This window comes from Pseudomonas sp. NPDC078416, from assembly GCF_050268485.1.
Classification (GTDB): Bacteria; Pseudomonadota; Gammaproteobacteria; order Pseudomonadales; family Pseudomonadaceae; genus Aquipseudomonas.
This window is the reverse complement of sequence record NZ_JBNNGV010000032.1, coordinates 37,171-50,354: the sequence shown is the minus strand read 5'-3', so window position 1 is coordinate 50,354 and position 13,184 is coordinate 37,171. Positions and strand designations below refer to the sequence as shown.

Genomic DNA, 13,184 nt, shown 5'->3' with positions numbered 1-13,184 from the left:
TAAGAGCAACAGGCCATTCGACCCTGGAATTGCTTTGGCCGCTTGAAGGCTGATCGACCAGGACTTGGATGGTCAGGTTGTTGCTGCCGCGTGGGCTGCGGAGGCACCCGCCTGCCTGCTTGAAAACAGCAGCGCTAACGCGCTGCCGGGCTTGCATTCGGGACATCAAGACGATATCTACAAAGTTGGGAGAGTCAGCCAGCGACAGGTAAAGCGCTCAACATCACGGGCAAGCGCACCTACCGCGAGTGTGCGACCGCTGAACAGTATCGGTACTGCGAAAATCCGTAGGAGCCGGCTTGCTGGCGAAACCGATCAACCGGCGCCATTCCAGCGACTGACACGACGCGTTCGCCAGCAAGCCGGCTCCTACAAAGTTGGGAGAGTCAGCCAGCAACAGGTAAAGTGCTCAACGTCACGGGCAAGCGGACCTACCGCGAGTGTGCGACCGCTGAACAGTATCGGTACTGCGAAAATCCGGAGCCGGCTTGCTGGCGAAACCGATCAACCGGCGCCATTCCAGCGACTGACACGACGCGTTCGCCAGCAAGCCGGCTCCTACAAAGTTGGGAGAGTCAGCCAGCGACAGGTAAAGCGCTCAACATCACGGGCAAGCGCACCTACCGCGACTATGCGACCGCTGAACAGTATCGGTACTGCGAAAATCCGTAGGAGCCGGCTTGCTGGCGAAACCGATCAACCGGTTCCATCTCCAGCGACTGACACGACGCGTTCGCCAGCAAGCCGGCTCCTACAGAGTTTCGTGTACATCCGCTGTTTATCAGCCTCCACAAAGACGGTGTAAAAACGCATTCGCGGACGCCCCCTTCCTCTGCAATGCGCCCACAAAAAAGCCGACCCTGCGGTCGGCTTTTCATAACGCGGTGAGTATCAGCCCGCGCGGCGCAGCAACCAGATACCCGCGAGCGCACACACACCCGCCGGCACCAGTACGGCAAAGAGTGGCGAGAAGCCGAACACCAGGCTCGACGGGCCCAGCAGATCCTGAGCGATGCGGAAGGTGAAGCCAACGAGCACGCCCGTGAACACACGCTGCCCCAGCGTCACCGAGCGCAACGGCCCGAAGATGAAGGAAATCGCCATCAGGACCAGCGCGACGGTCACCAGCGGCTGGAGGATCTTGGTGTAGAACGCCAGCCAGTAACGACCATTGTTCAACCCTTGATCAGCCAGATAACGCGCGTAGCCATAAAGGCCAGTCATCGACAGCGACTCAGGCGGCAGCACCACCGTGCTCAGCAACTGCGGGCTCAACGCGACGTTCCAGCGCTCTTCGGGCGCCGTGACCACTTCGGTACGACCGTCATGGAACACGGTCGTGGTGACGTCTTTCAGCAACCAGTAATCGGTCTTGAAGTTGGCCTGTTTGGCGAAGCTCGACGTCAGCATGTGGCGCTGGTCATCGAAACGGTAACGGGTGACGCCATACAGCAGGCCGTTCGGTTGCACCGTGTTGATGTGGATGAACTCCTCACCCTGACGGTGCCACAGGCCGTGCCTGGCGCTCTGCGCGTCGCCGGTGCCTTGAGCCAGCGAGCGCGCGGCCTGAGCCGAGGCTTCGGTCACCGGCGCGACGTACTCGCCGACCAACAGTCCGGCCACCATCAACACCAGCATGGGTTTCATGACCGCCCAGACGATACGGCCGATCGACACGCCGGCAGCACGCATGATGGTCAGTTCGCTGCTGCTGGCCAGGGCGCCGAGCCCGATCAGGCAACCGATCAGCGCGGCCATCGGCAGCATGTCGTAGAGACGACGCGGCGCGGTCATCAACACGAAACTGCCAGCGTCCCAAAAGGTGTAGGTATCGCTGATGTCCGCCATTTCGTCGATGAAGGCGAACAGCGAGGCCAGCCCGAGGATGATCCCCAGTACCGCAAGGATCGCCATGAACACGCTTTTGCCGATGTAGCGATCGAGCTTAACCATGAGCCACCCCCGACACGCTGCGGCGACTCGCGATCTTCAGGCGCAGCGGCTCCCAGTAGAGCAACGCCAGTCCGATGGTCAGAAACAGCGCGTGCACCCACCACAGGCCAAGGCCCATCGGGATCTTGCCCTTCTCCAGCGCACCGCGCGCAGCAATCAGGATGGTGAGATAAGCCATATAAAGAAGAATCGCCGGAAGGAGCTTGAGGAAGCGACCCTGACGCGGGTTGACCCGGGCCAGCGGCACGGCCATCAGCGTCACGATGAACACCAGAATCGGCAGCGAAACCCGCCATTGCAGCTCGGCCCGGTTGCGCAGGCTGTCTTCGCCGGTCAGCAGTTCGCTGGTGGAGATGGCGTCGCGGTCAGTGACCTCGTCGCTGATGTCCGGCTTGGGCAGCAAGGCGCCGTAGGTGTCGTATTTGATCGCGCGGTAATCGGCCTGACCGGGGTTGCCGTCGTAGCGATAGCCGTTGTCCAGAATCAGGTAGCGCGTGCCATCGGGTTTGATTTCCTGCCGGCCCTTTTCCGCGACCAGCACGGTGATGCCGTGGTCTTTCTTCTCGTCGAGCTTCTTCTCGGAGATGAATACGCCGCCCAGGTTGATGCGGTCGTCGCTCATGGTCTCGGTGTAGGTCACGCGGCTGCCGTCGCGCAGCAGCTGGAAGCGGCCCGGCACCAGGGTGTCGAATTCGGTCATCGCATCCTGCTTGTTGATCAGCAGCTGAAACTGGGTGGCGCCTTGCGGAGCGAGGCTGAAGCTGAGCCAGGCCACCAGCAGTGACACCAGCGCAGCCGGCGCGAGGGTGATCAGCAGAAGACGTTGCTGGCTCATGCCAGTGGCGGCCAGTACGGTCATTTCGCTTTCGAGGTACAACCGGCCATACGCCAGGAGAATCCCGAGGAACAACCCCAGGGGGAGGATCAGTTGCAGGAAGCCCGGCAGGCGGAAACCCATGATCAGAAACAGCACGCCCGGATCGAGTGCGCCGGATGCGGCCTGGGCGAGGTATTTGATGAAGCGGCCACTCATGATGATTACCAGCAGCACAGCACTGACAGCGCTCAGGGTAACCAGCACTTCTCGGGACAGGTAACGGAAGACAATCAAACCAGACACTCCAGGGTTGTCACGCTAAGGCGGCATGACAATGAAATGGATCAGCCATGATGCGCGCGACGGCGAACCACCAAAAAAATATGCGGCATTATCCTGTGATTGGGTGTGTCTGTCACTGCGCGCGCGGGATACTTCTGCAACCGGCACACGCGCGCACCCGGACGGGGTTGTCATCCATTGGCTCGCAGGGTCAAACTGCGGGCCTTGCCGCAGGCATGCCGGTGTAAATACTTCTGCGCCGCTGCCGAGCCGTGTGCTCAAGTGCGATAACTCACAGTTTATTCGGGGACCCCGACATGGAATTGGTTGTTAAAAGCGTCAGTGCAGAAACCTTGAAGACCGCCACGCTGGTGGTCGCCGTCGGTGAAGGCCGCACGCTGAGCGACACCGCAAGCACCCTCGACACCCTGAGCGGCGGCGCCATCAGCGCTATCCTCAAGCGCGGCGACCTGTCAGGCAAGATCGGCCAGAGCCTCTTGCTGCACAGCCTGCCCAACCTGAAAGCCGAACGCGTATTGCTGGTCGGTTCGGGTAAAGAGCCGGAATTGAACGATCGCCAGTTCCGCAAAATCATCAGCGGCGCGCTCAGCACCCTGAAAAGCCTGGGTGGCGTTGATGCCGGCTTCGACCTTGATCAACTGAACGTCAAGAATCGCGACGTCTATGGCAAGAACCGCCTGCTGGTCGAAACCCTGGCCGACGGCGAGTACGTCTTTGATCGGTTCAAGAGCCAGAAAGTCGATCCTCGCGCCCTGAAAAAAGTCACTCTGCTGACCGCCAAAGCCAACGTCGCCGACGTTGAACGCGCAGCCAAACATGCACAAGCCATCGCCGCCGGCATGGCCGTGACCCGCGACTTGGGCAACATGCCGCCGAACATCTGCCACCCGACCTATCTGGGCGAGCAGGCCAAGGCGATGGGCAAAGCCAACAAGGGTCTCAAGGTCGAAGTCTTCGATGAGAAAGACATCGAAAAGCTGGGCATGGGTTCGTTCCTGGCGGTCGGTCAGGGCAGCGCTCAGCCGCCACGCCTGATCGTCATGCAGTATTCCAACGGCAAGAAAAGCGAAAAGCCTTTCGTGCTGGTCGGCAAGGGCATCACCTTTGACACCGGCGGCATCAGCCTCAAGCCGGGCCTGGGCATGGACGAAATGAAATTCGACATGTGCGGCGCCGCGAGTGTGTTCGGCACGTTGAACGCTGTGCTTGAACTGCAACTGCCGATCAACCTGGTGTGCATCGTCGCGGCGGCCGAGAACATGCCGAGCGGCAACGCAACCCGCCCGGGCGACATCGTCAAGACCATGAGCGGCCAGACCGTCGAGATCCTCAACACCGACGCCGAAGGCCGTCTGGTGCTGTGCGATGCACTGACCTACGCCGAACGCTTCAAGCCACAAGCCGTGATCGACATCGCTACCCTGACCGGTGCTTGCGTCGTCGCGCTGGGCGGTCACACGTCCGGCCTGTTGGGCAACAGTGACGCGCTGATCAGCCAAGTGCTGGAAGCCGGCAAACGCGCCGACGACCGCGCCTGGCAGCTGCCGTTGTTCGATGAGTACCAGGAGCAACTGGACAGCCCGTTTGCCGACATCGCCAACATCGGCGGCCCGAAGGCCGGCACCATCACTGCCGCCTGCTTCCTCTCGCGCTTCGCCAAAGCCTACGAGTGGGCGCACTTGGACATCGCCGGTACGGCATGGCTCAGCGGCGGCAAGGACAAAGGCGCCACGGGCCGTCCGGTTCCGCTGCTGACCCAATACCTGATCGACCGCGCTGGCGTTTAAGCCGCTGCAAACGCGCCGGCCTCCCCGGTCGGCGCGTTCAGCGTTCTGGAATCACCCATGACCCAAGTCGATTTCTACATTCTGCCGAGTGCCGACCCCGTCGCGCGCCTGGACTTCGCCTGCAAACTCACCGACAAGGCCTGGCGCCTCGGCCATCGGGTGTACCTGCATTGCAGCGATGCCGGGCAACGCGAGGAACTGGACGCCCGACTGTGGCGCTTCCGGGGGGAAGCTTTCGTTCCCCATGGCGCGGTCGAAGACGATCAGGACGCACCCGTGGCGCTGGGTATCGGCAGCGACCCCGGCCAACATAAGGATCTGCTGGTCAATCTCGACCTGCGCATCCCGGAATTCTTCAAACGATTCGCGCGTGTCGCCGAGATCGTTGTCGAGGATCCCGCCATCCGCCTCGCGGCGCGCGAGAGTTTTCGCTTCTACCGCGAACAGGGCTATCCTCTGCAAGATCACCGGCTGCAGCGTCTTTGAGCACACGATGGATAATTCAAAACACCTGAAAGATTCAGCGCACCTGCTGGATGACCTCGAATCGATTCGCCAGCTGTTGGGCGATGACCCGGCCCAGCCTCCCCTGCTGACCGAGTCCGTGCACAGCGACGAGCAGATTCCGCTGCTGTTTGACGTAGTCAGCGGCCAGGTCGTGACGCTCGATGAGCACGAAGCCAATCTCAATGACATCCCCCTGCTCACCCCCGAGCCCGTCGTGGCTGTTACACCTCCCGCGCCCGCTGCCAACGCTTCGAGCGCCAAGGCGCCGAACGCTGAGGCCCTGCTGCACCTGGACTCGGAATTGCGAGCCGCTGCGCAGTTGATCATGCAAGACGTGATCGACGATTTTGCCCCCCACATCGAGAACGAGATCAAACGCCGTCTGGATGCGCGAATGGAACGGCTACTGAGTCAATACAACAGCTGAGACCGTCCTCTTTCCCGACCCGGGATCGCGGCAAGCGCAGTCCTACAGATGCCCGCGACGATTCCGGGCATCACCGCTCATAGCCGCCGACCTCCCGCTTGTAGCTTGACGCCGCCTTGAAAAGCTATACTCGTCGGCTTTTCCGACTCAAAGCAGATCAGGTTCCCGCCTCGCATGGACAAGACCTACCAGCCGCACGCCATCGAAACTTCCTGGTACCAGACCTGGGAGTCCGAAAACTATTTCGCTCCGCAAGGCGCGGGCGACTCGTACACCATCATGATTCCGCCGCCGAACGTCACCGGCAGCCTGCACATGGGCCACGGTTTCAACAACGCGATCATGGACGCCCTGATCCGCTTCCGCCGCATGCAGGGTCGCAACACCCTGTGGCAGCCAGGCACCGACCACGCCGGTATCGCGACGCAGATGCTGGTGGAGCGTCAACTCGAAGCCTTGGGTCAGAGCCGTCACGACCTGGGTCGCGACAAATTTCTCGAAAAAGTCTGGGAATGGAAGGATCAGTCCGGCGGCAACATCAGCCGTCAGATCCGTCGCCTGGGCTCGTCGGTCGACTGGAGCCGCGAGCGCTTCACGATGGACGACGGTTTGTCCGAAGCGGTCAAGGAAGCCTTCGTGCGTCTGCACGAAGACGGCCTGATCTACCGTGGCAAACGTCTGGTCAACTGGGACACCAAGCTGCACACCGCCATCTCCGACCTCGAAGTGGAAAACCACGACGAGAAGGGGCATCTGTGGAACCTGCGCTACCCGTTGGCCGATGGTGCGAAGACCGCCGAAGGTCTGGACTATCTGATCGTCGCCACGACCCGTCCGGAAACCATGCTCGGTGACGCGGCCGTGGCCGTGAACCCGAATGATGAGCGCTACCAGGCGCTGATCGGCAAGTTCGTCGAGCTGCCGCTGGTAGGCCGTCGCATCCCGATCATCGCGGACGACTACTGCGACCCTGAATTCGGCACCGGCTGCGTGAAGATCACCCCGGCCCACGACTTCAACGACTATGAAGTCGGCAAGCGCCACAACCTGCCGCTGCTGAACATCTTCGACAAGAACGCTGCCGTTCTGCCTGCTGCACAGGTGTTCAACCTCGACGGCACGCTGAACGACACCGTCGACGGGACTCTCCCTGCCGAGTACGCCGGCCTCGACCGCTTCGAAGCGCGCAAGCAGATCGTTGCCGCGTTCGACGCCGCCGGCCTGTTGGTCAGCGTCGACGACCACGCCTTGAAAGTACCGAAGGGCGACCGCTCCGGGACCATCATCGAGCCGTGGCTGACGGATCAGTGGTACGTGTCGACCAAGCTGTTGGCCGAACCTGCCATTGCCGCCGTTGAAGACGGCCGTATCGCTTTCGTGCCCAAGCAGTACGAGAACATGTACTTCTCGTGGATGCGCGACATTCAGGACTGGTGCATCAGCCGTCAGCTCTGGTGGGGCCACCGCATCCCGGCCTGGTACGACGAATCCGGCAAGGTTTACGTCGGCCGCGACGAAGCCGAAGTCCGCGCCAAGCACAACCTCGGTCCTGACGTTGCCCTGCAACAGGATAACGACGTGCTCGACACCTGGTTCAGTTCCGGCCTGTGGACGTTCTCCACCCTGGGCTGGCCTGAGCAGACCGATTTCCTGAAAACCTTCCACCCGACCGATGTGCTGGTTACCGGTTTCGACATCATTTTCTTCTGGGTTGCCCGGATGATCATGCTCACCATGCACCTGGTGAAGAACGAAGACGGTACGGCGCAGGTGCCGTTCAAGACCGTGTATGTCCACGGTCTTGTGCGCGATGGTCAGGGTCAGAAGATGTCCAAGTCCAAGGGCAACGTCCTTGATCCCCTGGACATCATCGACGGCATCGAGCTTGAAGCCCTGGTGCAGAAACGCACCTCCGGCATGATGCAGCCCAAGCTGGCCAAGAAGATCGAGAAGCAGACCCGCGACGAATTCGCCGACGGCATCGCCAGCTACGGCACCGATGCCCTGCGCTTCACCTTCTGCTCGCTGGCTTCCACGGGCCGTGACATCAAGTTCGACATGGGCCGCGTCGAAGGCTATCGCAACTTCTGCAACAAGATCTGGAACGCCGCGCGCTACGTGCTCGACAAGGGCGAAGACTGCGGCCAGAACGGCGAAGCGTTCGAGCTCTCGCTGCCGGATCGCTGGATCATCTCGCAGCTGCAACGCACTGAAGCCGAAGTGACCCGTCAGCTGGATCAGTTCCGTTTCGACCTCGCGGCGCAGGCGCTGTACGAGTTCATCTGGAACCAGTATTGCGACTGGTACCTGGAGCTGTCCAAGCCGGTTCTGTGGGACGAGAACGCGCCGATCGAGCGTCAGCGTGGCACCCGTCGCACGCTGGTTCGTGTGCTGGAAGTCGCCTTGCGTCTGGCGCATCCGTTCATGCCGTTCATCACCGAAGAAATCTGGCAGCGCCTCGCGCCGCTGGCCGGCGTTGAAGGCAAGACCATCATGCTGCAACCGTGGCCGGTGGCGAATGATGCGCGCATCGACGTCGCGGCCGAAGGCGACATCGAGTGGCTCAAGAGCCTGATGCTCGGCGTGCGCAACATCCGTGGCGAAATGAACATCGGCCCGGGCAAGCCGCTGCAGCTGTTCCTCAAGAACGTCAGCGCCGAAGACCAGCGCCGCCTGAACGAGAACGAGCACCTGCTGAAGAAGCTGGCCAAGCTTGAATCGTTCACCGTGCTGGAAGCCGGCGCTGAAGCACCGCTGTCGGCGACTGCTCTGGTCGGAGAGATGGAAGTGCTGGTGCCGATGGCCGGCCTGATCGACAAGGACGCCGAACTGGCGCGTCTGGACAAGGAAATCCAGCGTCTGCAGGGCGAAGTGCAACGGGTCGGCGGCAAGCTGTCCAATGCCGCGTTCGTCGACAAGGCGCCGCCTGAGGTGATCGCCAAGGAGCGCGCGAAAATGGCCGAAGCCGAACAGGCTCTGGGTAAACTCGCCGAGCAGCACGCGCGGATCGCGAGTTTGTAAGCACCATCTTCTAAATGAAATGCGCTGCCAGCCTGCAACCGGGCTGGCAGGCGCAACGAAGTCTTTGTAGGAGCGCGCTTGCCCGCGATGAGGCCAGCCCAGACGCCATCAGTCCATCTTCGGGACTGCGGTGTTCAATCCGACGTCATCGCGGGCAAGCGCGCTCCTACAGGGTTGCGGTGTCTGTCACCTGAATTGATACCCATGACAAATCCACTGCACACCAAACCCCCACGCAAAAAAGCCAAACCGGCTCAACAGGCCAAGCCTGCCGCGCCGCGTGAGAAAGCCACCCTGCACCCGCGCAACCGCCATCAGGGTCACTACGATTTTCCGCGCCTGATCAAAAGCAGCCCCGAACTGGGCCAGTTTGTGATCCTCAATCCCTATGGCAAGGAAAGCATCGACTTCGCCAATCCGGCCGCCGTGCGGGTGTTCAACCGCGCCTTGCTCAAAGCGTTTTACGGCATCGCCCATTGGGATATTCCGGCGGACTACCTCTGCCCGCCCATCCCGGGGCGCGCGGACTACCTGCACTTTCTGGCTGACCTGCTGGCGGAACGCAACGACGGGGTGATCCCGCGCGGAGCGTCGGTCACAGCGCTGGACATTGGCACGGGCGCCAACTGCATTTACCCGCTGATCGGTCAGGGCGAATACGGCTGGTCGTTCCTGGGCTCGGACATCGACAAGATTGCCCTCGCGTCGGCAACGACCATCGTCAAAGCCAACGGCTTGAGCAAGAGCATCAGCTTTCGGGAGCAGCCCCATCAAAAGCACATCCTGACCCACTTGCTGCAGCCCGATGAGCGCTTCGACATCAGCGTATGCAACCCGCCCTTCCACGCCTCGGCTGAGGAAGCGTTAAGCGGCAGCCAGCGCAAATGGCGAGCCCTCGGCAAGGCAGACCCCAAACGCAAGTTGCCGGTGCTGAATTTCGGCGGCCAGGCGGCGGAGCTTTGGTGTGAAGGTGGCGAGGCGCGCTTTGTGACGCAATTGATCAGTGAAAGTGCTCAGGTGGCGGCGCAGGTGTTGTGGTTCAGCACGCTGGTGTCCAAAGCCTCGAATCTGCCGCTGATTCAAAGCGCCTTGAAAAAAGCCGGTGCCGTTGAAAGTCAGACGGTGGAGATGGGCCAGGGTCAGAAACAGAGCCGCTTCGTTGCCTGGACCTTTCACGACAAACTTCGTCAGCAAGCCTGGCGGGAACAGCGCTGGACCGCGCGCAAGCCCTGAGCCTCAACGGCAGTGTCATTTCTATCAGTAGACGGCAAACGCCACCGTTCATAAGCTGAATCCTCGTTGCGTGCCCCGGCACAAGGAGGTCAGCCATGCGCGTTTTAGCCTGCGTTATCTGCATGTTGATGGTCTGGAGCTGCCCGTCGTGGGCAGTTGAGTTGAAGGCAAACCTTGATCCGGTCGAAACGGTCAGGCGCATCAACGCCAGTTACAACCGCATCGACAACCAGTGCAAAGAGCCGGACACCGGCGCCGCCCGGGGCCATTACTACTGCAGCGGCATCACGTTGCGCATGGTCAATGACGGCAACTTCAATCCCTGGGATTACAGCCCCTACGCCCTGCAAACCGGGGCAACGTCCTACACCTGGATACGCCGGGACTTGAGCACCTCAGTGCTTGTTCACCCCGCTGGTTTCATCCTCAGGACACCAACGGACGGGCTCGCGCTGCAGCTCCCGGTCAAGCAGGAGGGCTGGACCTGTATCTACACGTTCGATGGCTACACCGGCCCGGATCGCAAGTGGTTCGGCTGCGGGCCCTTCAACGACGCCACGTTCCTTCCCCCTGCTCAACCCACTACGGTGAACAAGAACGCTCAATGGGCCTACGGCACCTGCGCCGATCAGAACGTCAACACGGCCGAGCAGTGGAAACAGAAATATCAGGGCGGTACCCGACAACCGATTCAGACGACTCAGTGCTCGTGGAACGCCGAAGTGCCTGCTCAGTGGGACGCGATGATTCAGGCCCATGAAGCCAGAGTGGCCACCACCAACGCTGATCCTTATTCGCGCAAGGACTTCTTCAACGAATTCATGCTCAAGAATGCCGCCGGCGGCAGCGACATCATGGATGACATCGATGCGTTTATTTACCAGGGCAAGAACACGTTCAATTACCCCGTCCGAGGCGACAACGGTAAAGCGGCGGTACAGCAGGACGGCCTGGCCAACGCGCGCACCTTCCAGCGCAAACTCTATGATCAGGGCTACGCGGTGCCCATTCTGAATGTCGATTTCACCCGGCCGCCGGAGCAGCGCTTCACTTACAGCGCGGCGGATCAAGGGATTTCGTTAAACCTCAACCGCAACGTGACCGCGAAATACATCGCACGGAGCAACTGGGAGCAGCGCCTGGACCCAGGCACGGGAAAAACGGAATGGACGCTGAATGTCGTCCTGACTGAACTGGGCAAAAAAGTACAGGCCAGTCAGCAGCAAGAGGTTTATCAGGAGCTGTACGACTTGCGCGGATCAGACCCGCAGTGGCGCAATGAAGAAAGAGACGTCGGCAGCATGAAGCAACAGATCGCCTGCATCGTGCGCAACTATCCACAACGCGCTGACTGGAACCTGGAACCCTTCCGCCCGGTGGTATCAGAGGCAGCAGCGAAAGCAGCCGGGTGTAACCCCTTCAAGAAATAGCGGGCACAAAAAAACCGTGTCCGGATCGCTCCGTCACACGGTTTCCTCATCCAAGCAGCGTTTTCGCTTACTTGTTGACCGAGTCAGTCAGCACTTTGGCTGGTACAAACTTGACCACTTTCTTGGCGGCGATTTCGATGGCTGCGCCAGTCGAAGGGTTGCGGCCGGTGCGTGCTGGACGCTCGGTGACTTTCAGTTTGCCGATGCCTGGCAGAGTGATTTCACTACCGTTTTCCAGTTGGTCAGCGACGATTTGACCCAATTGGTCGAGAGCGTTGCGCGCGGTGGTTTTTGGCGCGTCGATAGCTTCTGCGATATCGGCGATCAATTGGTCTTTAGTCAGAGCCATGGTGGTGTTCCTTCCCTATCAAATTCGAATGGTTTGCAGAGTGTGGTACAGACGCGAAATGTAGATGCTGTAAACGGCCTTTGGTTCGGCCGAACGCCCACAAACTGCACGCCTGGCGCGCTTGGGCGCTCAGGACCGGGCAAAACTAGCACAGCGCAACGCAAATATCCGCCCCTACCTACCCATTTGGTCAGCTTTATCGCCCGAGAGGCGTAAAAAAGTCATATTAATGGGCGCAGGTCAGCGTTTTCGGCCCTTCCAGAGCGTTCCGCCCCCCGTCTGCGGTACACTTGTCGACTTTCGCACGGGCCTGGTCTGGTCCCGTTCAGTTCCCCTTCAGCAGCCGAGAAATCCATGCCGATCCGCCACGCCATCGTCCATCTGATCGACAAAAAACCTGACGGCACGCCCGCCGTGCTCCACGCCCGGGACTCCGAACTTGCCGAGTCGCAGGCCATCGAGAACATGCTGGCGGACCTCAACGAAAGCTATAACGCCAAACAGGGCAAGGCCTGGGGTCTGTTTCATGCCGAGTCCGGCGCGCACCCGTTCAGTGGCTGGCTGAAGGAATACCTGGATCAGGGCAAGGATTTCACCCAGTTCAGCCGCATCGCGGTCGAGCATCTGCAGAAGCTGATGGAAGAGTCGAACCTGTCGGTCGGTGGACACGTGCTGTTTGCGCACTACCAGCAGGGCATGACCGAATACCTGGCGATCGCGCTGCTACACCACAGCGAAGGCGTGGCGGTGAATGACGCGCTGGACGTGACGCCCTCCCGGCACCTGGACCTGGGGCAGCTGCACCTTGCAGCCCGGATCAATATTTCCGAGTGGCAGAACAACAAGGCCTCCAAGCAGTACATCTCGTTTATCAAGGGCAAGAACGGCAAGAAGGTGTCCGAGTACTTCCGCGACTTCATCGGCTGCCAGGAAGGCGTCGACGGCCCGGGCGAAACCCGCACCTTGCTCAAGGCCTTCAGTGATTTCGTCGAGAGCGAAGACCTGCCCGAGGACTCCGCTCGCGAAAAGACCAAAACGCTGGTCGATTACGCCAGCAGCCAGAGCAAGATGGGTGAGCCCATGGGGCTGGAAGAGCTGTCGGGTCTGATCGACGAGGACCGCCCGCGCGCCTTCTACGACCACATCCGTAACAAGGATTACGGCCTGTCGCCCGAGATCCCGGCCGATAAGCGCACACTCAATCAGTTCCGTCGCTTCACCGGCCGCGCCGAAGGTCTGTCGATCAGCTTCGAGGCGCACTTGCTGGGCGACAAGATCGAGTACGACGAAGAGAAAGGCACGCTGATCATCAAAGGTCTGCCCACTCAGTTGACCGATCAGCTTAAACGCCGCTGAG

10 protein-coding genes are annotated in these 13,184 nt (G+C 60.7%); 7 read left to right on the top strand and 3 right to left on the bottom strand.

Translation table 11 applies throughout. The annotated features are described in order from the left end of the window. Positions 1-891 precede the first annotated feature (891 nt). Positions 892-1,953, bottom strand: a complete 1,062-nt coding sequence (gene lptG / locus ACQKEN_RS21775) for an LPS export ABC transporter permease LptG (RefSeq protein ID WP_427688655.1) — start codon at positions 1,951-1,953, stop codon at positions 892-894. Then, a complete protein-coding gene (lptF, locus tag ACQKEN_RS21770) occupies positions 1,946-3,064 on the bottom strand; it encodes an LPS export ABC transporter permease LptF (protein ID WP_122622522.1) in 1,119 nt (372 codons plus the stop codon). The genes lptG and lptF overlap by 8 nt, the downstream gene beginning before the upstream one ends. Positions 3,065-3,369: 305 nt before the next feature. Here lptF and ACQKEN_RS21765 point away from each other — a divergent pair, with 305 nt between their 5' ends. The 6 genes from ACQKEN_RS21765 to ACQKEN_RS21740 all read left to right on the top strand — a co-directional run bounded on the left by ACQKEN_RS21765 (position 3,370) and on the right by ACQKEN_RS21740 (position 11,478). Then, positions 3,370-4,860 (top strand): leucyl aminopeptidase, encoded by a 1,491-nt coding sequence (locus tag ACQKEN_RS21765; RefSeq protein ID WP_427688653.1) that lies wholly within the window; start codon positions 3,370-3,372, stop codon positions 4,858-4,860. 57 nt (positions 4,861-4,917) lie between these two features. Further along, positions 4,918-5,346: a DNA polymerase III subunit chi gene (locus ACQKEN_RS21760; RefSeq protein WP_427688651.1), complete on the top strand. Its 429-nt coding sequence runs from the start codon at positions 4,918-4,920 to the stop codon at positions 5,344-5,346. Between the two features lie 7 nt (positions 5,347-5,353). Further along, on the top strand, positions 5,354-5,794 hold the full coding sequence (locus ACQKEN_RS21755; RefSeq protein WP_427688649.1) for a DNA polymerase III subunit chi: 441 nt from the start codon (positions 5,354-5,356) through the stop codon (positions 5,792-5,794). A 174-nt stretch (positions 5,795-5,968) separates the two neighbouring features. Beyond that, positions 5,969-8,815, top strand: coding sequence for a valine--tRNA ligase (locus tag ACQKEN_RS21750; protein WP_427688647.1), 2,847 nt, complete (start codon positions 5,969-5,971; stop codon positions 8,813-8,815). Between the two features lie 204 nt (positions 8,816-9,019). Then, positions 9,020-10,048, top strand: a complete 1,029-nt coding sequence (rlmF, locus tag ACQKEN_RS21745) for a 23S rRNA (adenine(1618)-N(6))-methyltransferase RlmF (protein ID WP_427688645.1) — start codon at positions 9,020-9,022, stop codon at positions 10,046-10,048. A gap of 95 nt (positions 10,049-10,143) precedes the next feature. Next, positions 10,144-11,478: a DUF2599 domain-containing protein gene (locus ACQKEN_RS21740; protein WP_427688643.1), complete on the top strand. Its 1,335-nt coding sequence runs from the start codon at positions 10,144-10,146 to the stop codon at positions 11,476-11,478. 67 nt (positions 11,479-11,545) lie between these two features. Here the strand turns inward: ACQKEN_RS21740 and ACQKEN_RS21735 are convergent, their stop codons facing one another. Beyond that, positions 11,546-11,827: an HU family DNA-binding protein gene (locus tag ACQKEN_RS21735; RefSeq protein WP_037014905.1), complete on the bottom strand. Its 282-nt coding sequence runs from the start codon at positions 11,825-11,827 to the stop codon at positions 11,546-11,548. Between the two features lie 354 nt (positions 11,828-12,181). Between ACQKEN_RS21735 and yejK the strand changes: the two genes are divergently transcribed. Continuing rightward, complete coding sequence (gene yejK, locus ACQKEN_RS21730; protein WP_427688641.1) at positions 12,182-13,183, top strand: nucleoid-associated protein YejK; 1,002 nt, start codon at positions 12,182-12,184, stop codon at positions 13,181-13,183. Position 13,184 lies beyond the last annotated feature (1 nt).